Origin of the sequence: Microbulbifer sp. A4B17, from assembly GCF_003076275.1 — a bacterium.
GTDB lineage: Bacteria > Pseudomonadota > Gammaproteobacteria > Pseudomonadales > Cellvibrionaceae > Microbulbifer.
The window spans coordinates 3233748-3258750 of sequence record NZ_CP029064.1 but is presented as its reverse complement, the minus strand read 5'-3'; the positions used below and the strand labels follow the sequence as shown (position 1 = coordinate 3258750).

The following is a 25003-nucleotide window of genomic DNA, read 5'->3' as shown; positions in this document are numbered from 1 at the left end:
TTAGTCCGGTTTCATAATTTCTAAATCTACCAAGTCTTTATTTCTAGGTTCTCTGCCTGGTTGCCTATCACCTCGACCAGAAGGGTTGTAGAGGTTGGGCTTGTAGTCATGAATGTGGTCACTTTGTTCATTTTGGGGTGCTTTTGGTCCATGTCCTTTATTCCATTCTTTTTGTACATTTCCATCAGGACCATATTTTTTACGAGTGGTACCAGCTGGATTTTCGGCGACTGTGCCAGGCTCCCCTCTATCTGGGATTCTGTTTTTGAATCGCTTCCCTTTCCCTTTGTTCCCACCACAATTATGCACCAGTAAATTTAGCCTAGTGACATAATAGGTATGGAAATCTGCAACCTCAATATTGTAGGTTGTATCAGTACGTCCGACTAATCGAACAAGTTTTACTATCGCAGTACTATTTTTATCGGTTTCTATTTGGTCGCCAGGATTAAGCTCTACTGCATCTACCCACTCCTTGCCAGCAATATAAAATGGATGGTCATCAGTTGTCTCAATGCGTTTCTCTTCACCGGAATCACTGACGACTATTAGTTCATAAATTTCTCTATACTTTGTAAATAATTGAGATACTGGCTTCCAGTCCTGGATATTGTTTTCTACATCCTTTGCGAGAACCAGGTCTCCGATAGTAAGCGTTTCAATTGTTTTATAGCCATCTTTGGTAAGGATTTCAGTCCCTGCTACAAAACAACAACCGCTATCACAGGTCGCACACCCACCTCTCTTAGAGCCATTTCCACCGCCATTTGCAATTTTTTTGACTAAATCAACAAGGCGACCTGTATTTTTTACACCTGATCCACCACTGGTTACTGCCCCCAAAGCTGCGTCTAGAGCAACTTCAGAATAACTAAATTCCGACCGCAAACCGAGGGACATCTCCGCATATTGAATAGCGGCATTTTGTGTTCCAGCATAAAATGCGCCGAGAGCGTTGTTGAGAAACTCGCCTTCAGGGTCCGTATACTTATAGGGGTTGTTATTGACGTACAAGTAGCGGTTAAAGCTCATTGTATTGTCGCTAACAAATCCTACCGGATCAGTAGAGTAAAAACGTGCTATCTCTGGGTCGTACTGTCGGGCTCCCATGTCAACCAGGCCTGTAGTGCTGTCTTGGCGCTTCCCGGTGTACCAGAGTTCGTTCTCTTCATCAGTAGCTCGCTGATCCACACGGCTGCCGTAAGGCATATACCGCTCTTCCCACAGAATCTCCCCGGCAGCATTGGTGGCAGATGCCGGCGAACCGAGCGCATCCGTATGGAAGAAAGTAACAGCTCCACCATTAGCAAAACAGAAGTTGCTAAACAGCAAGAACAAGAGTATTAGATATCTTGTAGTCATTTTTCTAAATTGCATCAGGCCGTCCTTAGTGTAATGTAGTGCTGATAATGGCAATAAAGGCACCTAAGTTGAAATTAGGCTTGTCATCGAGTTTGTCTGGTATGCCATCACCATCGGTATCACTGTTTTTGGGGTCGGTATTTAATAAATATTCTTGATAATTGGTAAGCCCATCATTATCAGAGTCTGAATCAGCATCCGTGGGATCAAGTGGAGAAAGGCCAAAGCGAATCTCGTATCCATCATCAATGTTGTCGCCATCAGTATCCTTAAGTATCAAGCTGGTGCTGTACTGATATTCAAGCAGATTGGAAGCGCCATCTGAATCCAGATCCTGAACAGCATCTAGGTTGTTGTTGGGGTCTAATCCCCAGCTGGTTTCTACGCAATCAGGAATTCCATCCGAGTCGGTATCCGTTTCAGAGCAGTATTCTTCCTTGGCAAAAAGTCGGGTCCCAAGGTAGATGTAATCTGAACTCTTTGTAGAGTCCCATTCATACATAAGTTGCCCGGCTTTATTGTAAAAATGATAATTGGTTTCACTGCCTTTATTAGTTTTAATGCGGTTACCACTGGCATCATAGGTAAATATCTTCCCTGCGGCATTAGTTAACCTAGATGCATGATTATAAACAAATGAGAACGATCCATTAGAAGTGATGTTGCCATAGCTATCATAACTAAAGCTTTTCCCAGAACTTGTAGAGGTTAATAAATTATTATTGTTGTAATTAAAGCTAATGCTTGAACTTGGAGTTACTTTCTTTGTGATATTGCCAATATCATCATAGTGATATTCATTAATCCCTTCCCAATAATTACTATAGGCCGTCACCAATCGGTTCAGTCCATCATAAGACATGGATCTATCATTGGAGGCTAACTTATAGTCCATAATGGTATCGACATTGCCAAGGCTGTCATAGGTATAGTGATATCTAATAGGTGAACCTTTAGGTCCAGTTGAATCGATTGATTTAATAAAGTGCCGGTTATCTAATGTAAATGAGGCAGTGATACCATTTGCTAATTTTACTGTTTCTGGTATGCCGTTAGGATGATAGTCAATATAAGAACTAAACTTCCCAAGCGTTCTTGGGCGGCCAAATACATCAGGGTTAAGTTCTAGCTGGCTGCCGGACGGGTAGGTTACCGAGGACATATCCCCCAAGTCATTGTACCCATATCGAATGGTTTTTGAATAACCGTCCACTTCCAATGTTTCAGAAGATAATTGACGATTTTTGTTATATGTGTGTATAAGCTTGGATGCTCCATTAGCTTTCCAGTTAATATCGCCGCTAGCATAATAATCGTAAGTTATATCATTGGTAGCGCCAGGATAATCAATAGATATTAGCTGATTCAGATCATTGTAGACATAATTGGTAGTATTACCTCCGATAGACCGCGCCGTCATATTGCCTGCATAATCATAGTTGAAGGTAATATCTCCAATTTCTGGTTGGGTTAATTTTTTAAGAAGTTTTGGTCTATCACTATGATATTCGAAGGTACGGTTTAACCCACTTTGGGTTACACTCTTTATATCTCCAAGATCGGTGTAAGACATGGTGGTTGTTACATATTTTGAAGTTTGGGAAGAACCATCTTTTACTATTTGCTCGTGTATTTTATAAAGCTCTCGATTATCAGGGTCGCCATATGCTTTATAATCATATGTTTGAAAGTAACCTTCGGAGTTAATTAATCCATAGCCATTTGTAATGTGAGGGTATCCATTGCCAGAAAGAGTGTTCCAGTCCTCATCATAATAATAATGATCTATGGAATTATCAGATTTCTTAACCCAGGTCTTTCGATTGAGGGCGTCATATCCGTATTCAACACCTTTCATATTACTGGAACTTTCAGACTCAAAAGACTTAAAAATTACTCGACCAAGCTCATCATATTTTGTACCGGAATAGATGGCTTCTGATGGATTATCTTTGTCATAGCGTTTAACAAGTAGTTCGCGCCCAAGAGAGTCGAATATTGTCTCCGTAACGGAGTTGGCTCTAGATTCAACTTTTAAACTTGGGTCCGGCCATGTAATAATTATGTCACTGAAACTGGGCCGATCAATTAACTTAATACGGCTCATTTCATCATATTGATAGTTGGTTACATCGCCAAGCTGGTTCCTCTCAGAAATTACTTCGCCAAATGAGCTAACATCTCTTTCAATGAAGCTACCATCAGTAAAAAGTGTTTTCTGGGGCACACCTCGATTATAATCGAGGTGCTCAGTGACTATTTGTCGAGAAGTGCTATCGCGAAACCCGATCTCTTTATGCAGATCTCCATTACTATGATATGAAAATTGTTTTTTAAGACCAAATTCATCCAAATAAGTAAGTCGCCCATTTGAGTCATAGGTGCGATTAATCTTTTCTCCATTTGTAAAGGTTTCGTCTTCAGTAAGACCAATTATCCAGCTGTTGCCTGAAGTATTATTGTAATAGGTGCGGCTAATATGCTTGGTCCCATCTCCAGAGTGGGTGACTGACCTGGGATTTCCATAAATGTCAAAATTTGAATATTCTGTTTTATACTTTGAGTCAACAGTAACAGCACTTAGTAATGTTTTTACCCAAGCTCTATCTACAACAGTTTGAAAAGGGAAGTTTTTCGTAGACCAGCCGTAGGGTTCATGTCCATAGTATTCACCTTTCACCCAGTCGTATTCAAACAGCCGTTTTAAGGACCCATCTTCGTATATTTCATGCTTAGATAAAAAGCCTTGTTTATTATCTCCGCGGTGAAAGAACAGTTTTTCCAATGTTGTACTATAGTGAATTTCAGTTTTGCTCGTAGATTCACTTGGACTGGAATAGCTGTAGGTAATGCTTAGCGTATCTATATCTTTCCCAGAAATTTTCCTGGATATAATTGGCCAATTATAGTAGTCAGCTCCTTGATCAGTTCCTTGAATGGGGCTGTCCCATATGCTCTGTAAAAATTCTACAGAGCTATATGTATAATCTAGTTTGGCTCCTGTTGGAGTGGAAACGGCAGTTATTCTTAATGACGAATTGAATTCTTCATATTCAAACTCGTAAAATGATTCATCAGGATAAATAATCTTATCCAGAATTTCATTTTTATAGCTTAATTCCCAGGTCCGGCCGTAAGCATTTATGGCTTTTAGCTTTTTTCGGTCGCCTGAAGTATAATCAAAAGTAACAACTCGGCCATCACTTGCTGTTATCTTTTTAATTAGTGCTTGCTGGCCATAAATAGTTTTATTGAAGCTATCTTTTGTGGTTGTGGTAAAATGTTCATACTCATAGTCTATCCAATTGCCATGAATATCTTCTACCCTTGAGGCGTAGCGAATAATTTCTGCATCATCCCAGCCATAGATATAATCATGAAGCCAATTGTCACCGTAATCCCAAGCCAATACATCAAGGGTATAAGTTCGGCCATTTGGGGATTTTGTAATAAAATCTAGGCCATTTGAGTCACAATAGCTAACCCAATTATCAAGGGAAACATAGTCATAATTAGATGGAAGAAATCTTTCTGCATCTTGCCCAGTTTCAAAATAAGTCCAATTTTTGTTGTGTAAGAAACTTCGTGGCTCAGCTTCAGAGGAAAGCCATGTTACTCCTGGCGCCGATAAAGTACTTGGTCCGGGGGCCATTGACATTACCTCGGAACCAATAGGATGCTCACACCCCTTTTTATAATAACTTTCATCGTAGCCATTCCAGCTTGAATGCCTAATACGGGGTAACTCTAGCTGCCAATTCCCTGCAACATAATGATCGTTGCTGCTTCTACCTTTCTTGAATTTATCAAAAGATAAACTAATTGATATATCTAAACCTGCTGGACCTGGAATATTTAACAAGTTTATATCCCAGAACACTTCCCCTTTCTTGTTGTCAAAAAATTCACCTGGTAGCTGCTCTTTAATAGACTTCTTATTTGAGTCAATAGTGCCTGCCTCAGGCTCCCCGGAATAACTACTTGATGAATTGCCTAGTAAAGCAATCAGACTTATCAATATAGCTCTATGTTTCAATAGCATATAGTTTCCTTAATAGTGCTATGGTTTATTTTGTCTAAGGATTAAGTAATTAATATTATTGTCAAGCAATAATTATATAAATCTTCCTTTGTTATCTCCTTAACTTAAATTGTGCAAAAGACTCGGCTGGTAAAGCCAAACAAATACGCTATGGTATCAGCGCATGGACTTATTCTCTTGTGCAGATACCAATAGCAAGTTAATGATTCTTGTAGCTTTATGCATGTAAATTTTATCACAAAGGGAATCAACAATATAGTCAAACTCGATTTAATTCGACGTTGATGCTTGGGTTAGAATATCTAGATTCCCACTTAAATAAATGTACAATAAGTTGATTAATATCGCTTAGATATCTTCTATAGGGATGCATTATTAGATCCTTAGGGGTTGAATTGGGAAGTAATTTGTAGGTTTGAATTCTTGGAATGTAGTTCTCTAATTTGGCGCTAAAACGCAGTAGAGTGCTGAGAGGTTTAGCTTGCGGATTTAAATGTATATTTTAGGGTAATAATTGTTAGAAATGGTATCAATTGCTGGGATTTACAGCTTATTTCAGGGGGCGGGGGTTCCAGTTTTTGAGTTCTTCTTGGTGGACATTTATTTAGGCTTAGCATAAAGCTTTGATGGGGCGACCAGTAATTATATTCAAAATTCGAGAGTTTGGATTTTGGATGAAAGTCTACAATAGTGATGATGGGGTGGAGTCATGATTAGCGGTGTATTAAAGAAAAAGAGTGCTGCCAATTGCCAATGCAATGCACTGAATTTATTGGGCAGAGGCAAGGCTTGGCATAGGGTCATCTACGTGCTTCCGCACGCCCTTTAAAGCAACCTTTAAATTTCGATTAAAATGGAAGCGTTATTTTGGTGGAATATTAAGCGGGTATAGAATAGGCGGAGTATTTTTAGGTGTAGTGCTGCACTTTTTAGGGCATAAATTCCGATGGCTACAATACGAGACTTTTAAATAGTGAGCTCGCTGGAAGGGGTTCCCTTTGGTATATTGGGGTGTTCGTCGTCTACACGCGACAGTAGTTTTTTGGGCTCGGCACCAATTATTACTACATTAGTATGCCGTTGGGTTTAAATGAAGCATATAAATAGCCAGGGCGACTCCATCAAGTAAAGTCTGGCGGACTAACAGACTTCGTAATATAGGCAAAATTAATATTGAGTATAGCCTCATCCATTGGGTGATCGTTTCTTTTGGATTTTTATAAAAATAACTTAAATCAGATATTTTGAATTGTTTGAGGAGATGTAGAATAATGCTAAATTAAGGTGGGTCTGAAGAAAGTAGTTAGATTTGAATTCAAAATATACAGGGCGAGTAATTTCAATAATACAGTTTAAGCTCAGCCTCCTCTGTCTTTCAATGTGGGTGGTGGGTTTGCTAGTTTTAAGTGTTTTTAAGGTGACGGAAGGTGTATAAATTGTTAAAATGCAGTTAAATTACTTTTAAATAAATTCTTAATGTGTAGAGGACCGACGTGAGAAAATCTTTGACTTTATTCTTCATGCTTCTTTCGATAAACACGTATGCTGGTGAGGGATATCTTACTCAGGATGCTATAGTGACAAAAGTATCATCTACATCGCAGAATGCAGATGCTTTTTGGGTGTGGTATTCATCAAATACAGATAATTGCTCTGGTAAGATAAAATTCCAGCTTGTTAATGCAGGGACTGAAGGAGTATTTCAGAGGAGCTTTACCCTGGCAACAACGGCTTTAGTTTCTGGCAAGAAAGTCGGTATTTGGAGTTACAAGGATGACACTGACTGCTTTTCAGGTGTTTCAATTGATGTTTATTAAATATATTTAGTGTTGTTGTCATGCTACTCTAATTTCTAGTAGGATATTGATTTATATGTATTTGAAAATAGGGTTCTTAGTTCTTAGTTCTTAGTTCTTAGATTCTTTTGAGTTTTACTAAGACTTTATGGTGCCTGCTTAAATAAATTTTTTTTCTAGTTTCGTGCTCCAGCCCTGGGAAAGATTTAGGAGCTGAAATTTTTGTTTTTAATACGGGCTGAAATGAAAGGTCGGCGTGGATGGGGAGCCCTGCCAAGTATTAGAGCTATCAATATCTAGTTCCTAGTGTCTATAGAGAAAATAAAGCACTATTAAAAATCATATGGACTGCCATTGATTAGAAGCAAAGATCTGGTAAAAGGTTATATTTATATTCGAATTTTTTGATATGCGGTAATAATTGTTAGGAGCTTAGAAAGGAATCACTAACAGTCGTTGATATTGGTAATCTAACGTTTATTGAGGTGGATAAAGGCTAGTTCGGCCGCTATCAGTCTTCCAATCCTTTAATGCAGCTTCGAAGTTTGGATTGATTAGAGTTAGAATTATATTGGATTTGCACATCAACAGGGTGCTAGTGGGGGCAGCTCTTTGGTTCGCACATTTGAGGCTACAGCGTGAATACACTGTTGAATGAAAACAGAATCAAAGTCTACTCAAGTTTTCGAATTTCTATAGCTAGTGAGAAACCTATTATCATGGAAGGCTTTAGGGGGGAGGTATATCAAGAGCGCCTGCTTAACTGAAAGATGTTTAATAAACCGTGCCAGTATAAGCCTAAAGGCTATGAGGTATATAAAATGTTAAATTATCGGTTGTAGTTTTCCTGGGGCGTAGCTGCTATGAGGATAGGTGGTATATTTTTAGCGATAATCTCCCGATGTAACCGCCTTTCTAAAGGCGGTTTAGGTTCAAATTGAGAGAGTTTAATTAAAGTACTCGAAAATGAATAATTTCACAGGTGTCGTAAACACCACTGCCAGTCCATAGGCTACTTGGATCGGCACCTATTAATACTTCTGATTGAGCGTGATATGCAGATAGTGCTGAAGATATGGTGTTTCGGTAGCCTAAGCTATCTTTTGCACTTATCCAGTACTGCTGGCAGTTTTCAGTTTCCTTTTCTAATTGAATAACAATTTCACCATCTCGAGATGATGCGGTTGAATAAAATACAATATGCTTAATGGAGGATGTGTTTAAGTCTTCTTCGCCAAAGGCTAAGTTCGATGTAAAAAATAATCCAAAAGCTATTAACTTCAAAAATTTCATTATATGCTCTAGATGCAGTTCATGTTGATCATCTATTTTAACTTTGCTTAAGATGATTTAGCAAGTTGTGGCTGTGTATGGCAACAATAAGAAAGTTATGGAGGTGGAATTGTAGGGGTAGGTTGGTAATAGTTAAGTATGGCTGTAGAGCGCTAAAATATATTTATTTGGGGATGATCATTTGAGAAATAGATACTGACTTAAATAAAGTTATTGTTGATAATTTTCTCTATAATCTATATGAGTGGTTTTATAGATAAGCAATAACTTCGCAACATGAGCTAGACTGCTAAATTATAGCAGCCTAGAGAGCTTGTACGCCCAAAATGGCAAATATAAATAGTATTACTGGGAGTCAATATTGGGGCCTGTTTGTCCTGTTCCTATCAGTATTCCTTATCGCCAGCGATTTCACCGCCTTTTCACCAGCTCTCCCCGCTATCGCCAAAGACTTTTCTGTCCGTATATCATTTGTGCACTGGGTAGTGAATGCCTATGCCCTGGCCTATGGAGTCATTATTGTGACCAGTGGTCGTTTGGCGGATATCTACGGGCGTGAAAAGATTTTTTTGATAGGTATCTTTATCTTTTCTCTCTCATCTCTCCTGGGTGGTCTTGCGAATGAAGTTAAGGTGCTGTTAATCGCCAGAGCATTAATGGGGCTAGGGGGTGCATTGGCCTGGTCGGCAATGCTGGGAATGGCTTACACTCTGTTGCCATCAGATCGTGCTGAATTTGTCGGGGGATTTATTTTGGCTGCGCTAGGCGTGGCTACAGCTTGCGGGCCTGTCATTGGTGGGGTGTTGTCAGATTTTTTGAGTTGGCGCTGGATTCTATTTGTAAATATTCCCATTGCTATTTTGGTGGTTGCTTTTTATGGATTAAAGTACCCCAAAGAAAAATATGAGAAAAAAGAGGAGAGAATTGATTATCTCGGTGTGTTGACACTCTCCCTGTCTTTATTCCTGTTTTTACTGGCCTTGGATTTTATGACGGGAAAAACCACTTCTGGAACATTGGTTGTTTACTTGTTGGTGGTGTCGCTTATCTCTACGATCAGCTTTATCATAATTGAGTCACATATGGCAGATGATGCACTGATTCCTGCGAGTTTGGTTAGCAATCGTGTTTTCATGGTATCAGCAGTTAGTGTCTTTTTTGTCGCTATCGCGTTCTTTGCAATCCTTGTCTATATCCCTTTGCTTTTTATTAGCGTGCATCATTATTCCGCATTTCAGGCCGGATTGGCTTTGTTGCCAGCTATGGTCTCTTCTGGCATTTTTGCATTTGTATCCGGGGCAATTCATGAGCGGCTTGGCCCAAAGCTACTGCTCTGTTCCGGTGCTTTGGCGATGAGTCTGGGGCTTTTTATGCTTTCAGTTCACGGTAATCACATCGTCTATCCAGTCTTTGTACCGGGTATGTTATTGATCGGTATTGGATTAGGTATATTCAGTCCTGCCGCTGTGACTGCCGCAATTACTTCTGTGGAGTCCAGTAAATCGAGTCTGTCTGGTGCTGTTGTCTATATGTTTCGTTTTTTGGGTGGTGCTGTTGGTTTGGGGATTAACTCAGCCATATTGGCATCAGCGCCGGATATTGCAACCGGCGTAAACCGAGCGCTACTGGTAGATGGATTTATTGTACTGATAGGGTTCTTGCTTTCGCTTGTTTTATTTCAGGGGAAAGCGAATAACTAACTGAAAAATCGTTATTGTTGCTCAAGTAATGAGATTCGTTATAGGGCTAAGAGTAAAGAATTTCCTTTCAAATATATCTGTTGATGCTGTCATAATTATTACCTTTGAGAAGTTTAATTGTAAGGGGCACGTACGGTATATAGCGACTGTATGGTGCAGATGAATTTTTAATCGTGCAGTTGGTTAGTGCGTTACAGGGAACAGATCAGATAAATAATGCCTTGCTTTGTTCACCTCGGATAATGGTCCTGAGTGTGCGGTTTCCCCCCAATTCAAGATCGGCTTTAAATCCAACAAGCCACCTATCTATAACCTTTTACACCGGGCTAAAGAGCATCTTGATCAGTTTGAGAAGAAGGGCACTGGTGAGTATCCAAGGTCCTAGAAGCTAATCCTTCGAAAACCAATGCCACGGACTTGGCTGACCTCAGTCTTCAATTTCCAGAGGCCGCCCAATGGATTATTGCAGGATTGTGCCTACATTACTGGTGCCCACTTGGGTTGCTGTTGCAGAGTTCCCAGCTGATGCCTGGGTGGTGTCATGGATGTTTGTAGTACCCATTTGCATGGTGCTGGCTGTATTCATCGTCGATGTCTGAGTAATTGTAGTTCCGTTAGAATCTCCAACCTGCTCCATATAGGCTACCAGTATATCTCCATCCTGAGAGAGGTCTGCTGAGTTGTTCATGCCACCCCGTTCGATTTCTCCTTCGTTGCTTGCCCCTGTTTGAAATGTCATAACCATATTGCTGTTGCCTAGTTGCTCAGCGTAAATGCTGTTACCAATACCTGAATCCTGTTCAATATCAGCATCATTTGAATCTCCATCCTGTATTAATTCGGCGAAATCGCCATTACTGGTAAACTGAAGAACTAATGAGGTATTGTTCGTTCCCAATTAGGTTGTGCTCTGATTATTCCCTACCCCAAGAGCCTGGGTACCTCCTGCCATATTTGATGTGCCATCCTGTAATATATTGATGGTTCCTGAGATCTCACTTGACTGAGTTCCACCTGCAACATTAGTCGTTCCAAGTTGGGTAATAAATAGCCCATTATCTGAAGAGGATGACTGAACCATAGAGCCGCTATTAGAGTCTCCATTTTGGATGATTACGGTAGTATCAAAAGTTGAATTAGTTTGTACTGTAGTGTATTGATTGAACGTGCCCGTTTGTGTGGTTGTTGAGGCGCTCGATGTTGTACTGCTTTGAAGCGCGTTAAATATATTGGTTTGACCATATTTGTAATATGGTAATGGTGGATGTAATGGCATCGCTTTGATCGATCGATAGAACAGTATTATTGTCACCGAGCTGGGTACTATTAATAACACTACTCGTAGTGTTGATGACCTGAGATGTGGTTTATGAGTTATTGTCACCGGTTTGTGTGAATATCGAAAAGTTACCTGAAGTGATTGGGTCAGCCTGATTGGATGTAGCTTTGTTTCCACTTCCATTTTGAACAACAATGGTGGTATTGGCAGCTGAATATCCGCTAATGGATAATGCGATTGCCGCGGCAATGGAGGTGTAAATTTTCATATCTTTTCCCTTAAAAAACGACTCATTAATTTATATCAAACTGGTGCCCGATATTTGTCGATTTGGGACTCTGCTAAATAGTTACTTAAGCAAAGACAGCTCTCAAAACCGTGGGCAATTACTTGAATTATTCCACCCAAAGTTACCGCTGACATTCAAAATGCTATCGTTGAATCGATATTGAATTATATTAAAGGATGATATTCCGATTTTCGGCTATAACGTAGATTTTTTCCTTGGGAATTAACTGTCAATGTAATGAGAAGAAATTCCCAAGGCAGCGTAGTAAATAGATATTGGACCAAAAATTAGTTATGCCACAGGAAAGGCAGTTGAGGACTACTTCATTTATTTCCTTTAATCTTGTTAGATTTGGCCAAAAAGTAATGGCATAGAAAAGCAGTAGGAATTGCATATAAAGCAATAATGATTGCGAGTGCAAAAAAGCCTGATTCTGAAGTTACCGTACCGATAAGATATAGAATAATACTTGGCAGGGCGCCACCTAAAAGCATGGTGGCGCTGTTATATATCTGCAGTTTTAGCAGGAAATGCTTTATAAGCCTTCCGTAAGTCATGATTGCGATCAGGGATATGACAGAAGTGATCAGGTAAAAAATCAACATAGGCACTACGCCATTAATAATCTGAAGAGTGGAGGCACCTGGTAAGGAAAATATCGCGATAATGATTGGCAGGATAATACATGTTATAGAAGTTGCTTTAAGGGCGGTAAAGAAGGATATGGTGCTTCTCTGGGTAAGGGCCTTGCTTTCAAGGCTCGCCTTCGGCGCTTTGTAGTAATTTGTAGACATGTGCTTCTTAGCGAAACTCTATTAATGCACTCTGATCTATCTCTGTTAGGGTAGATATAACATTCTCAATACTACTTGCCATGTTCGGTGAAGTAAATATTCTAGCGACTAGGATTGTTGTAGCGACAATCAGTGTAGTCAAATCTGACGGTGCTAGTTTGGCATAGCGATTATCTTTATGTTTGGGTTTGTGGGCGAAGCCTTTGGGTTAGAAGTTAATATGATCTTATTGGCAATGATTTCAAATATTTTAAAAGGTATTGGGAGGCGCTTTGCGATAGATGCTTAATAGTCACTACTAGGATTCAGGATTTCCTTTTTTTAAATTTAAAAAATTATGTGGCAGTCGAAAGATAACCTTCTTTTGAAGAGAAGTTGAGGGTGTGGGTATGGACAGTAAAGAAATCTCAACTGAAAGAAATTTATATCTCGGTTTAGTTGCACTTTCCTTAGCGATTTTTCTTGTCGCCAATGATTTTACTGCATTCTCTCCCGCGCTGCCGGCAATGGAGCGAGAATTCCACTCAGATATAACAACGACCCAGTGGGTTATCAATGGTTATGCCTTGGTTTTTGGTGTACTGATTATCTCGGGCGGTCGTCTTGCTGATATGTATGGGAGAAGAAGGGTGTTCTTTGTTGGAACCTTACTGTTCGTGCTTTTCTCACTATTGGGCGGATTAGCGGTTAATATGGAAATGTTGTTAATATCCCGCGCCCTGATGGGGGTTGGGGGAGCGATGATGTGGCCATCGATTTTGGGCATGACTTACAGTTTGATGACTGAAAAGCGAGCGGGATTGGCGGGGGGATTGGTAATTACTGTATGCGGTATCGCCAATTCAGTCGGTCCCCTGTTGGGAGGTGCTCTGGCTGATTATGCCAGTTGGAGGTGGATCTTCTTTATCAATCTGCCTATATCAGCAATTGCACTATACGTGTGCTGGAAAGTCATTCCCGATGACTCTCCCGAAGCTTGTGACGAGCGTATTGACTACGGTGGGATTGCATTTCTATCGATGGCGCTATTTGCACTGTTGCTTGCTTTCGATCTTGTTGTTGATATTGGCTTCAAAAGCCCGTTGGTCCTTGGTTTTATAGCCTCCTTTTTCGTACTTATTTGTTTCTTTGTTGCTGTTGAGAAAAGGGTGGGCCAGCAGGCATTAATTCCTCCAGATGTGGCAGGTAATAAGCAGTTTGTTTTTGCTGGAATCGCTACCTTACTTATTTCTGCGCTTTTTTTTGCTGGGTTGTTTTTTATTCCACAGTTTCTAACCAATATGCACGGTGCATCGGCGATAAAGGCTGGAATGGGGCTCATTCCTATGATGCTATCTTTTAGTATTTTTGGTTTTCTGGCGGGGAAGTTCTATGATGTCCTCGGGGCCAAGAAAATAGTATCAGCAGCTACATTGCTGATGACATTGGGAATGTATATTTTATCCCATATCCATAAAGACACTCATTACATTACTTTAATTCCAGGTTTGGTGGTGTTGGGTGCAGGTATCGGTTTATTCAATTCCACTATTACAACTGTGGCTATTACAGTTGTTGATGCCAGTAGGGCGAGCTTAGCAGGTGCAATAATTTTTATGTTTCAAATAGCAGGAGGCGCCGTGGGATTGGGGTTAAATACCACAATAGTGGCAATGGCTACTGATATGCCGTCAGGTATCGACTATGCATTTACTGTCAATGCCTACCTGGCAATGTTTGCTTTTATTATTTGCGTTCTGTTTATTGAGGATAAAAGGTCTTTGGACCAATTTTAATAGTTTATAGATTCCCTATTCCTGGTATTCAGGTGTTAACTTTTTGGATGTTTTCGGATGGTTAGGAATTGTTCCAGCACCCAGGTTCCAAAATGGAAAGATGCCCGTCTCTATTGGAAAAACAGGCTTGCATTGGCTGATAGGGCCAGTTTTGAACCTGCTTGGCAAGTTAAAAGGTTCTACATATTGCTGTCGGTATGCGTCGGAAATTGGAAGAAGCCTTTGCTTGTCAAACTTACTAAATGTTTTGTAGTTTTCAAATTTTTTTAGGAATCTGCGAATTGCCTGTTGGATTCCATTGCCGTTTCTTGCAGTAAAATTCCAGAGGTCCTCATCAATTGTTTTTGCAAGCTCCGCAAGGTATATCCATAGCTGCAGGTTGAGGCATTCGTGGTGGAGATTATTTTTTGTTCTGCGTGTCAGGTGTTTTTCGTTTGATGTATCAAACTGCTCGAGTATCCGAAATCGGGAGTCCCTAAAAGTCTTCTTGGCAGTTTGTGTTTGTCCGAAGTAGAGACTTATTGCGGAAACCAGTAGGTCATACTGTGTGCCGATATATGTCGACTTGGAGCGCATGATTTGCCCAGGATGGCTTTTTATAAGCCAGTTGAGATGATCTTCAAGATGGATATCCAGTCGTTCAGTATTAATCGTACCAGGATCTTGTCTTTGTTTTAGTGTTTTTATAGTGAAAAGGAAAAGAGTCAGTAGACTGGGGTCCGCCACTTTTAGTCGTTTGCTGCATTCTTTTTCCTGGGTGTCAGGGAAGAGCTTATTGAGGTTATTGCCGATTAGTTGGCAGAATTCGGATCTTGCAGAATGGCATTGTGCAAGGCTGCCAATCACTAAATCCTGTAGCAATTGATTAACAGAATAAGACTCTATCTGGTGTTTTTTTCCTGCTGCTCTTTTGGTGGCCTCTTTCAATAGCGCTAGATTGGAGCCATCACAGTGGCTTGTACAGGTTACTCTGGTTAACAAACTGGTAGTGGTACTTGTGTTGTTGGAGTAGCTGGAATCATCCAGTTGATCAAGCATGGTAAGAATGGCTTCGGAGCGGGTCTCTCCTCGCTCCCGGCTGGATTGTTGATCTTTTCTTTCCAGATGTGGTTTGCCAGAAAATAGTCTGGCTACCCAGGCGCCCTGAGTGTAATGGCCTGCGTCTTTAGAGTAATCGGGACAGGGAAGGTCCCAGGGAAAAATAGCCCAGTCATCCCATTTCCCTGGGACCCCAAGACGCCACAACAGCTCTACTTTGGGGCGTCTCCCGTAGCAAAAACGGCTATCAAATTTCTCTGTACTATCAGATCGGAATAGTATTTGTGGCTCTTCTGTCGGTTCCGGTTCAAAGTCTGTACACAGTATTGATTGGTTGTCCAATAGTCTTGCCATTGGAATAACATGGTACGGGTAAGCGATATTGTTGAGCACTTGCTGCTTTATTGCCCGCCAAGCCGCTTGGCTCACAAAGCAGTTACCATCCCAAGGTAATATCCAGTCAGCTTTTGATCTTCCATCTTGCAGAGCAAGATTCCTCGCGCCGTTATTATTCATTACATAGTTATTTTTATGGCGATAAAGGCTCAACTCTGCTTGCACTGCCAAATCCTGGCGTAGTTTCAGGTCTTTTAATTTATAGGGCGCATAGCTGATGGGGTAATCCAGAATATTCCACTCAGCTTTTTTGTAGTCGTCCCAACTAAAGGGGATTCTCAGATAGGCCTGTTGATAGTCACAGAGTAATTTAACAATGGCTTGTTCTTCATTTGGGTCGACAATTCGATTGAGGATAAATATCTTCTCGCAGCCTTCCAGCAACGGTTCATGTTGCAAAATGAATTCAAGATTCTTGCGGGATTGCCCTGCACTGTGCCGGGGGACCAGGTCATTGCCGATTATTCTGTAGAGAATAAAAGTCTGGGTTTTATCTATTGAAGTATTATAGGTCTCAACCGGTCTGGTTTTGGGGTAGGAGGGGCGATTGTTAGGAAAGTAAAAAGTAGGAAAGTGCCGGTGCCTGAGAATAATGATTTTGGCTATACGCTTGGCATATTTCAGAGTTTTTCTTTTCAGTTTACTAATGAAAAATATCCACCGAGCTCGCCACCTTAACCAAAAGCTGTTCTCGTAGAGTGCTATTGTTTCTTTTTCATGAGCAGAATGTTTGATAGGCATTGGCATCTATGTTCTTATTATTCGGCTTTGGTTTCTTAAGCAATTACTTGTTGTCTACCGATAAATTGATTGTGGTCGAACTTGCTTCTTACGGCCTACAAATAATTATAGCTGGATTCATTTTAGGGCTTGGCACGAGATTTTTGGATGAAAAATACGCCATATGGGATATTTATTACTCTTGGCCAAGTAAAAATAGAGGTACCTCTGGAAGACAAAAAATTTTGCGCCAAACTGCCTGGTTTTTTCGTGGTTATTATGAATGCCTGCAACTTGATCAAAGCTTAGGGGTTATAGGTTTCACCTGGATATGGAGCCCTGACAGTTGTGGTAAATGCTGGTACAGGTGATCTATGTGGGGTGTATGGAAATACGTGCGTGAGCTACTTGCTCAGAGGGGAGCTTGAATATTTCTGTGTGGATTTCGATATTGCCCTATCTTTACTTGAAAAAATCTACTTTGTTTTGTCTGTAGTTCGACCTCTTATTTTTTTAGTTATAGGGATAATGGGTGTTTTAAATGGATTTACTGTCTCTAGAGTTATTATTAGCATGCCATTAATTGATCAGTTATTAACGTTTTGATATCCACTTTCTACTCTTGCCGGAATATATTGTCCCATGCTCGTCGGTAAATCTCTCGTAGATCTCCATATCGTATTGACAAACCTTCTCAATCTTTTTGACTGTTTTTGAGTCTGATTTGATTTCCAAGGAAAGTTTACTGTTGGGATTTTTATTGATTTTGGGGATGTCTAGCTTGATATCAAAATCTTTTGCGATTTGAGTGGTTAGTATATCCAGGTGGCCAGTGGTCCCAACAATAGAGAACTGGTGTAAGTTTTGTAAGGCTTGTTCTATATGTTCTGATGCGCAGGAGCCGTTGAAATTGGAAAAATATCGAATAAATGCTTGCCCCGCCATATTTCCAACTTCAGATTCGATATATTTATTCAGGGGGAGGGCGTTTCTATCCCACTGACTTTTCTTGTAGGTATTGTAGGTGTACAAGGATATCCACCTATCGACAGGATTTCTTAATACCGTCAAAAAATTCCATTCATCAGAAAAGTTCTTTACAACTTGTGGGCGGCAGAATGAGTGACCATGACCGTAATAATTAGACTTTATAGATAGATTGTGGACCATTACGGTCTCTCGTACTGACATCATTGGTATTTCTAAAATATCTGCTGTTCTTTTACTCACCGCCCGTTTGATACTGAAACTGCCTAATTTATTTGGTTCATAGTATTGAGAGCTAATGGCGGAGTGTAAGGAAGAGCCTGCACATTTTGGGATATGGCAAAAAAATATTTTAGGTGGGGAGGTGATTTTTACTGGAAAATTTTTCAATGTGGGACGGCTTAACTTTATCAATAATTTTTTCATTTAAAGAAATTCTATTGGGTTCACAATGATTTTATAATTTGGTTGAATATCGGATTTAATTTGGTGGAAGTGATAGCTTCTGTTTATTTTTAAGGTTGATTGATATCCATATTTTGTTGAAGATCATTTTAATTGTTTAAGCTTACTGTTTTTGCAATTTTTGCTTCCAGTAAGTCTTTTACAGATGCGAATTTTTCAATTTAGATGATGGTTTTGGGTAGGGCAATATATAACTTCACAAAGTGGCGTTTTTTTTGTTATTTATTCTTTTATTTAAAGAGCAATTCAATGGATCTCGGTCGTAGGAGTGTACTTACAGTTCTCAGAAGAGTTCTTGAAGGCTTCAATAGTGATTCGCCAGCAGTTGTAGCGGTATGACTTTAAGGCTTTCTGTGGGATTTGAGTGATGTGAAATATTTATGCCGATAAATTGGGTTCTGCTTGGCTGGAGGGCACTAATTGGATGAATTTTCAATACGCAAAAAAAGCCCCGCTAAATAGCGGGGCTTTTAGTCTGGATCAGGCTGTCACTTAGACATTCACTTCCTGGATCTCAGTCGCGGCGATGCGCTTGCCTTCTTCGGCAGACTTCTGGAAGTCTTCAATCTGATCAAAGTTCAGGTAGCGGTAGATCTCGCTGGACATGGAGTCCAGGTTCTGTGCGTATTCCTGGTACTCAGCCGGAGTCGGCAGTTTACCTAGGATGGCGCCTACAGAAGCCAGCTCAGCGGAGGTCAGGTACACGTTGGCACCATCGCCCAGACGGTTGGGGAAGTTACGGGTAGAGGTAGACAGTACGGTGCTGTTCGGAGCCACACGCGCCTGGTTACCCATGCACAGGGAACATCCGGGCATCTCGGTGCGGGCACCGGCAGAACCGTAGATGTTGTAGTAACCCTCTTCCATCAACTGGTGCTCGTCCATCTTGGTGGGCGGAGAGATCCACATGCGTGTGGAGATGCCACCTTTGTGTTCTTGCAGCAATTTACCGGCAGCGCGGAAGTGACCGATGTTGGTCATACAGGAGCCGATAAAGACTTCGTCTACCTTGTCGCCAGCAACGTCGGATAGCAGGCGTGCGTCGTCCGGGTCGTTAGGAGCACATACGATCGGCTCTTTGATCTCGGCCAGATCGATCTCGATCACTTCCAGGTACTCGGCGTCGGCGTCCGCTTCCATCAGTTTCGGGTTGGCCAGCCACTCTTCCATGGCGCGCGCACGGCGCTCCAGGGTGCGCTTGGAGCCGTAACCTTCAGCGATCATCCAGCGCAACAGAGTTACGTTGGAGCGCAGGTACTCAGACATGGTGTCTTCGGACAGCTTGATGGTACAGCCAGCAGCGGAGCGCTCGGCGGAGGCGTCGGACAGCTCGAATGCCTGCTCTACAGTCAGGTCTTCCAGGCCTTCGATCTCGAGGATGCGGCCGGAGAAGATGTTCTTCTTGCCTTTCTTCTCAACGGTCAGCAGGCCCTGCTTGATGGCGTAGAGAGGAATGGCGTGAACCAGGTCGCGCAGGGTGATGCCGGGCTGCATTTTGCCCTTGAAGCGCACCAGTACGGACTCAGGCATATCCAGCGGCATAACACCGGTAGCGGCGGCGAAAGCTACCAGACCGGAACCTGCCGGGAAGGAGATACCCATGGGGAAGCGGGTGTGGGAGTCACCACCGGTACCTACGGTGTCCGGCAGCAGCATGCGGTTCAGCCAGCTGTGGATGATGCCGTCAGCCGGACGCAGGGAAACACCGCCGCGATTCATGATGAAGTCCGGCAGGGTGTGCTGGGTGTCGATATCGACAGGCTTGGGGTAGGCAGCAGTGTGACAGAAGGACTGCATTACCAGGTCGGCGGAGAAGCCGAGGCAGGCCAGGTCTTTCAGTTCGTCACGGGTCATGGGGCCAGTGGTGTCCTGGGAGCCCACGGTGGTCATTTTCGGTTCGCAGTAGGTGCCCGGACGGATACCTTCAACGCCACAGGCTTTACCAACCATCTTCTGCGCCAGGGTGTAACCCTTACCAGTGTCGGCGGGCTGCTCAGGCTTGCGGAACAGCTCGGAAGGCGCCAGGCCCAGGGCTTCACGGGCTTTGCCGGTCAGGCCGCGACCGATGATCAGGTTGATACGACCGCCAGCCTGAACTTCGTCCAGCAGTACGTCAGACTTCAGTTGGAATTCAGACAGGACTTTGCCGTCTTCGGCCAGGATCTTGCCGTCGTAAGGGCGGATCTCGATAACGTCGCCCATGCCCAGTTCGTCAACGGGGGCTTCGAATACCAGCGCGCCGGCATCTTCCATGGTGTTGTAGAAGATCGGGGCAACTTTACCGCCGATACAAATACCGCCGCCCTTCTTGTTAGGTACGCCAGGCATTTCTTCACCGAAGTACCACAGCACGGAGTTGGTGGCGGACTTACGGGAAGAACCGGTACCTACTACGTCGCCAACGAAAGCAACGGGCAGGCCCTTGGCTTTAACTTCTTCGATCTGCTTCAGCGGACCGGTAACGCCTGCTTCTTCTGGCTCCAGGCCGTCGCGCTTCATTTTGTACATGGCCAGCGCGTGCAGGGGGATGTCCGGACGGGACCAGGCATCCGGTGCCGGAGACAGGTCGTCGGTGTTGGTTTCGCCAGTTACCTTGAATACAGCAACTTTGATGCTCTCGGGCACTTTATTGCGCTTGGTGAACCACTCGGCGTCAGCCCAGGATTGCATTACCGCTTTGGCGAATTCGTTGCCGGATTTGGCTTTCTCTTCCACATCGTGGAAGGCGTCAAACATCAGCAGAGTGCCTTTTAGCTGCTCGGCAGCCAGTTCGGCCAGATCTTTGTCGTCCAGCAGCTCGACCAGGGTGGAGATGTTGTAGCCGCCCAGCATTTGGCCCAGCAGCTCTACAGCGTGTTTGCGATCGATCAGCGGGGATTCTGCTTCACCTTTAATGATGGCGGACAGGAAGCCAGCTTTAACATAAGCGGCTTCGTCAACGCCCGGTGGAACGCGTTGGGTGAGCAGGTCAACCAGTTCCTGTTCTTCGCTTTTTGGCGGATTTTTCAGCAATTCAACCAGGCCGGCGACTTGCTCGGCGTCCAATGGCTTTGGCGGAATGCCTTGTTCGGCGCGTTCGGCGACGTGTTTGCGATAGGCTTCAAGCACTGATAAGTCCCTCTTGGTGTGTGGGGTGGCACCTACAGCGGGTGGAATTCCCGGTCTATTAACTGTCAGCCGGGATTTTTTTTTCGAGGCCGCTGATGGCGGGGGGCGAATACTACAGGAAAGCCCTACTGCTGTTAAGTTTATCGAAAAATCAATAATTTAAGTGAATTATGACTATTTGCCAGGTGAATTATAGTGGTTTGGAAGCTGGTACTTCCCCCCTTTTCTTGGCGGCGGAAACAAAATAGGCTACGCGCAATTTGAAGGCCGCGCGGGCGGCATAAATAGGTTGGTCGGATAGTTAATGTATAAGAAGGTTCGCACGCCCTGTATCGGTGTTTGTTCCACGGGAATTGGCGATGATGTTTGTCGTGGTTGCAAGCGCTTTGCACACGAGGTGATTGATTGGAATGCCTACAGTGAAGAACAGCGCCGGGTAATTGCTGAGCGCCGCGAAGGGTATTTGGTGAACGCAGTGCGCAGCCAATTGGAGATCGTGGATCGCGAGATGCTATTGGAGCAGCTCCATCACCAGCGGGTCCGTTTTGATGAAAGTCAAAATCCCTACTGTTGGGTGTTTGAACTGTTGCGGGCAGGTGCCAGCCAAATAGCCGACTTGAAAGCGTTTGGATTGCAGGCCACTGCGCAGGCGCGCGGCGTCTCACTGGTGGAAATTCGCCGCCTTATTGATGAAGATTTTTACGCACTGTCTGTCGCCTATTACCAGCGCTATGTGGCGCCTGGTATTACATAAGACGGTTCAAAAATTGATGGCAGCCCCATTTGGGGGCTTGGATTCAGCGCTGTTGGCGCAAAAATACTCTGAGCGCTGGTAGAAAGGGTTCGCTGGCAATTGCCAGATCCCGTCGCTGGCGCCGCCGGCTCAAGCTCGGCTGGTGGTCGACTCGGGTGAATTCGGGCAGCTGCCCGGCCTCATTGGCCTCCACCAGAATCGGCATGGAGGAATAGCCAACCTGGTGATACTCCTCTTCCTCTCTTAACTTGTGCCCATAGAAGATTTCCGCTACCTGGAGATTGGGGCGACTCTGCACTTGCACCTGGCGTAAATCCTCCTGCTGGCTTTTATGTAGCCCGGCGAGTAGCTGGCGCTGGTATTGGATACCGGGATCGGACCCCTGAGGGTCGAGCTGCACCAACTTCTTTTCACACCATTTCACCGTGACCTTGCGAATGGATTTACGCGCCTTGATCCATGAAAGAGTGATGGCATCGGGCCGCTTCGGGCACATCAACACCAGGCGGTAGCATTGGCGTAGATGTGCGCGGGGGTACCCAGCATCCGCAAGGATTTCCCGCACAGTGCGATCCTGTTCGGCCACTGGCCGCTCTGCGAGGGCGCTACGGAGTTCGGCAATAGCCTTGGCAAAGATCTCTTTGTGGTTATTGAGTTGTTGGGCAAGCTCAAGGGTTTTGGCCGGCACTGCCAATAAACCCGGTACCTGTAAAGTAGCGCGGGCATCTCCTCCGGCGCTAATGGGCTCCAGATAGTCGAGTTGTGAGTAGAGATCGCCTGATAGCGAATAGGGGCGTTCAAAGCTCTGATTGAGACTGAGTGCGGCATCCTGTGCGAAAGGGGGCTGAAGTAGATAGTGCTGCCAGGGTTTCTCGGCATTTTGCAGCAACTCCAGGGATTCTCTCAGGGCCTGGGCGGCGCCATGGACGTTTTCCAATAGCGGTGGTATAGCTTTTGCCTGAGTTCTGTAGTCATTCATCAGATATGCCGGATAAAAAGCAATCTTTATATTAATGCACTTAATAAATCGTTATCAAGGTGAGTGTATTTGTCACTAGGGACCTTCCTGGATAATTGCTGCAAGGGTTAGTCAGTCGGGGAGTAGAGTCCGTTGGCGGTTTAAAAGCGGGCCTTTGTGACTTAGGGCCGCTATAATCCCGCGCCAAGTTATTTTGCTCCGGTTAAGTTTGTTCGTCCTATGAATGCTCAAGTCCCAGATCTGTCCGCTATCAATGAATTCCTGTTGTGTCCCACGCCTGATGCCTGGGTGGAGGCGGCATTGAAGGAGCCGGAAATGATGCTGATCGATCATGCCAACTGCGAGAAAAAAGCGGCGGGTACTGCCCTGAACCTGATGTTTCGCTACCTGAATGACTTTGAGCTTCTGAACAAAATGTCGCGTCTGGCCCGTGAAGAGCTGCGCCACTTTGAGCAGGTGCTGGCGATTATGGAGAAACGGGGTATCGCCTATCCCCACGTCAGTGCTTCCCGCTACGCCGCCGGCCTTCGCGCCGAAGTGCGTAGCGCAGAGCCGGGACGTTTGATTGATACGTTGATTTGTGGCGCTATTATCGAGGCGCGCTCCTGCGAGCGCTTTGCGCGGATTGCGCCTCAATTAGATGATGAGTTGCAGAAATTTTATCTCTCCCTGCTTAAATCTGAGGCGCGTCACTTCCGCGATTACCTGCACCTTGCCCAGAAGGCTTCTGATGAAGATATTCAACCCAGAGTTCAAGCGCTGCTGGAGAAAGAAAAGGAATTAGTGCAAGGCAGTGATGGGCAGTTCCGCTTTCACAGTGGTGTGCCGGAGAGTACCGGGCAGTAATTCCCGCCTGGCCTGCTAAGGTGGCTCAGATTTTCAGGAAGCTTTTGAATGGGTGTTTATTGGCTGCAGGCTTCCTGATCCTATGAAGCCCCTTTTATAGGGGGAAACTCCAGAATACTAGCTGTCAAAGCTCACTAAGCTGAGTTATACCGGTAGTAGCTCTAATCGTTAGCTAAGGTGTTATCGTGGGAGTGCTTGGTGATCCTGTTACGTTTACCCCGTTCTACGTTTGTGCTTTAAAAATCAGTATGGATCTCTTTAATATCTCGCTGGTACAAGCCGATATTGCTTGATCGAACACTATAGGTAAGTGGAGTGAGTAGTAATTATTTAAGACTAAAGGGTATTCTTAAGCTGTACCATCATTAGAATGCTGGAAAATAAAATTTGTACTCCAGGGATATCATATAAAAGCCCTATTAGCCCCAGCTTTAATAAAAGCTTTTTTTGCTCTGCCCAGTGGATTTCTACTGACCATCCTTCCCTTAAAACGACAAAGCAAAGTTGGTATGGCATCAATGCGTTGAAATAGAGTTTTTAAATGCCATCCTTTGAAAATTCAAGAGCCGCTTCTTAATCAGCCTGTTGTTTTCAATCAGTTATTATAGGAGCAGAGAGCATACGTTATGCTTGAAGTGTGCAGTGAATATCCCCTTAATAGTCCGTAATCTACATCTATGCCCAGAGAGCAATAATGCTTAAGCAAGTGCTGTAACTCTTTCGTTTCGGTTTGATTACTTCGAGCTCTCTAAAAGAAGTAGGTAGCGAGTTATTGAGATTCCCAAAAACTACTCGAACCTGTCCGGGCTAGTGTCAAGAAAAGATCTGGCTGGCCTTTGGCTAAAATTTTTACTGATAACCAGATAGAAAGATCTATTTAACTAAGCAAGGAGTAAGTTGGAAGGGAAGAATAGGAGCAGAACCCAGCTTTTTAAAATAAAGATACTTGGGGTTTTAAGGGGGGGGATATTCACGGGATATGATGACACTGATTAATGAAAAATCCACTCATCTCCAACTGCTTGAGGTGTTCAGCGAGTTCAGCGGGTTCAGCGGGTTCAGGGAGGGGCTATGCCTTAGGCGATGGTCTTCCACTCTCTTTTTTCTTTAAATTGTTCAGAAGTACCAATTTCGCGCAGAATCGAAACCCGGGTATGTTAATACTGCTTTATGGGCTAGTTACCGTTTTTGTACAAACTTAGGTGGATGCCAAATAGGAAGTTTCTTTGTGTTTTAGGAGGCTGGTGATTAACTGTGGGGGGGCGGCATCGCGGCCGATGGAGTTACACCAAGTTTATCTGGTCGGGGAAATAAGATGAATGTGTCAATCTCTCAGTTTTCCTAGGTAACAGCCGGCTGAGGCGGCTGGCTTGATCGAGG

16 protein-coding genes are annotated in these 25003 nt (G+C 43.5%); 6 read left to right on the top strand and 10 right to left on the bottom strand.

From position 1 onward, the window contains the following. Together BTJ40_RS14465 and BTJ40_RS14460 are read right to left on the bottom strand one after the other, a co-directional pair. Positions 1-1377, bottom strand: a complete 1377-nt coding sequence (locus BTJ40_RS14465) for a polymorphic toxin-type HINT domain-containing protein (protein ID WP_108733758.1) — start codon at positions 1375-1377, stop codon at positions 1-3. 10 nt (positions 1378-1387) lie between these two features. Then, positions 1388-5404, bottom strand: a complete 4017-nt coding sequence (locus BTJ40_RS14460; protein WP_108733757.1) for an RHS repeat domain-containing protein — start codon at positions 5402-5404, stop codon at positions 1388-1390. 1493 nt (positions 5405-6897) lie between these two features. Here BTJ40_RS14460 and BTJ40_RS14455 point away from each other — a divergent pair. Next, positions 6898-7221, top strand: coding sequence for a DUF5992 family protein (locus BTJ40_RS14455; protein ID WP_157954083.1), 324 nt, complete (start codon positions 6898-6900; stop codon positions 7219-7221). 930 nt (positions 7222-8151) lie between these two features. On the opposite strand, the gene BTJ40_RS14450 is transcribed toward BTJ40_RS14455, so the two are convergent. Continuing rightward, positions 8152-8493: a hypothetical protein gene (locus BTJ40_RS14450; RefSeq protein ID WP_108733755.1), complete on the bottom strand. Its 342-nt coding sequence runs from the start codon at positions 8491-8493 to the stop codon at positions 8152-8154. Positions 8494-8819: 326 nt separating this feature from the next. On the opposite strand from BTJ40_RS14450, the gene BTJ40_RS14445 reads away from it, so the two are divergent. Continuing rightward, entirely contained in the window at positions 8820-10193 is a 1374-nt protein-coding gene (locus BTJ40_RS14445) for an MFS transporter (RefSeq protein ID WP_108733754.1), read from the top strand. Positions 10194-10653: 460 nt separating this feature from the next. Here BTJ40_RS14445 and BTJ40_RS14440 read toward each other — a convergent pair whose 3' ends face one another. The 3 genes from BTJ40_RS14440 to BTJ40_RS14425 form a co-directional block, all read right to left on the bottom strand. Then, positions 10654-11091, bottom strand: coding sequence for a hypothetical protein (locus BTJ40_RS14440; protein WP_108733753.1), 438 nt, complete (start codon positions 11089-11091; stop codon positions 10654-10656). 469 nt (positions 11092-11560) lie between these two features. Next, entirely contained in the window at positions 11561-11740 is a 180-nt protein-coding gene (locus tag BTJ40_RS14430; protein WP_108733751.1) for a hypothetical protein, read from the bottom strand. A gap of 344 nt (positions 11741-12084) precedes the next feature. Beyond that, positions 12085-12555 (bottom strand): hypothetical protein, encoded by a 471-nt coding sequence (locus BTJ40_RS14425; RefSeq protein WP_108733750.1) that lies wholly within the window; start codon positions 12553-12555, stop codon positions 12085-12087. Between the two features lie 389 nt (positions 12556-12944). On the opposite strand from BTJ40_RS14425, the gene BTJ40_RS14420 reads away from it, so the two are divergent. Continuing rightward, positions 12945-14330 carry an MFS transporter gene (locus BTJ40_RS14420; RefSeq protein WP_108733749.1) on the top strand — a complete coding sequence of 462 codons (1386 nt, stop codon included), beginning with the start codon at positions 12945-12947 and terminating at the stop codon, positions 14328-14330. A 15-nt stretch (positions 14331-14345) separates the two neighbouring features. Here the strand turns inward: BTJ40_RS14420 and BTJ40_RS14415 are convergent, their stop codons facing one another. Next, the gene (locus tag BTJ40_RS14415) at positions 14346-16163 is read right to left on the bottom strand and encodes an alginate lyase family protein (protein WP_238152010.1); all 1818 of its coding nucleotides are present in this window, start codon (positions 16161-16163) and stop codon (positions 14346-14348) included. A 350-nt stretch (positions 16164-16513) separates the two neighbouring features. On the opposite strand from BTJ40_RS14415, the gene BTJ40_RS14410 reads away from it, so the two are divergent. Continuing rightward, positions 16514-16855, top strand: a complete 342-nt coding sequence (locus tag BTJ40_RS14410) for a hypothetical protein (RefSeq protein WP_108733747.1) — start codon at positions 16514-16516, stop codon at positions 16853-16855. Between the two features lie 223 nt (positions 16856-17078). Here the strand turns inward: BTJ40_RS14410 and BTJ40_RS14405 are convergent, their stop codons facing one another. After that, on the bottom strand, positions 17079-17897 hold the full coding sequence (locus BTJ40_RS14405) for a sulfotransferase family 2 domain-containing protein (protein WP_108733746.1): 819 nt from the start codon (positions 17895-17897) through the stop codon (positions 17079-17081). A gap of 531 nt (positions 17898-18428) precedes the next feature. Then, on the bottom strand, positions 18429-21044 hold the full coding sequence (gene acnB, locus BTJ40_RS14400; protein WP_108733745.1) for a bifunctional aconitate hydratase 2/2-methylisocitrate dehydratase: 2616 nt from the start codon (positions 21042-21044) through the stop codon (positions 18429-18431). Positions 21045-21348: 304 nt separating this feature from the next. On the opposite strand from acnB, the gene BTJ40_RS14395 reads away from it, so the two are divergent. Further along, positions 21349-21798, top strand: coding sequence for a DUF1289 domain-containing protein (locus tag BTJ40_RS14395; RefSeq protein WP_108733744.1), 450 nt, complete (start codon positions 21349-21351; stop codon positions 21796-21798). A 43-nt stretch (positions 21799-21841) separates the two neighbouring features. Here the strand turns inward: BTJ40_RS14395 and BTJ40_RS14390 are convergent, their stop codons facing one another. Then, positions 21842-22777, bottom strand: coding sequence for a hypothetical protein (locus tag BTJ40_RS14390; RefSeq protein ID WP_108733743.1), 936 nt, complete (start codon positions 22775-22777; stop codon positions 21842-21844). 219 nt (positions 22778-22996) lie between these two features. On the opposite strand from BTJ40_RS14390, the gene BTJ40_RS14385 reads away from it, so the two are divergent. Then, positions 22997-23623 carry a tRNA-(ms[2]io[6]A)-hydroxylase gene (locus BTJ40_RS14385; protein ID WP_108733742.1) on the top strand — a complete coding sequence of 209 codons (627 nt, stop codon included), beginning with the start codon at positions 22997-22999 and terminating at the stop codon, positions 23621-23623. Positions 23624-25003 lie beyond the last annotated feature (1380 nt).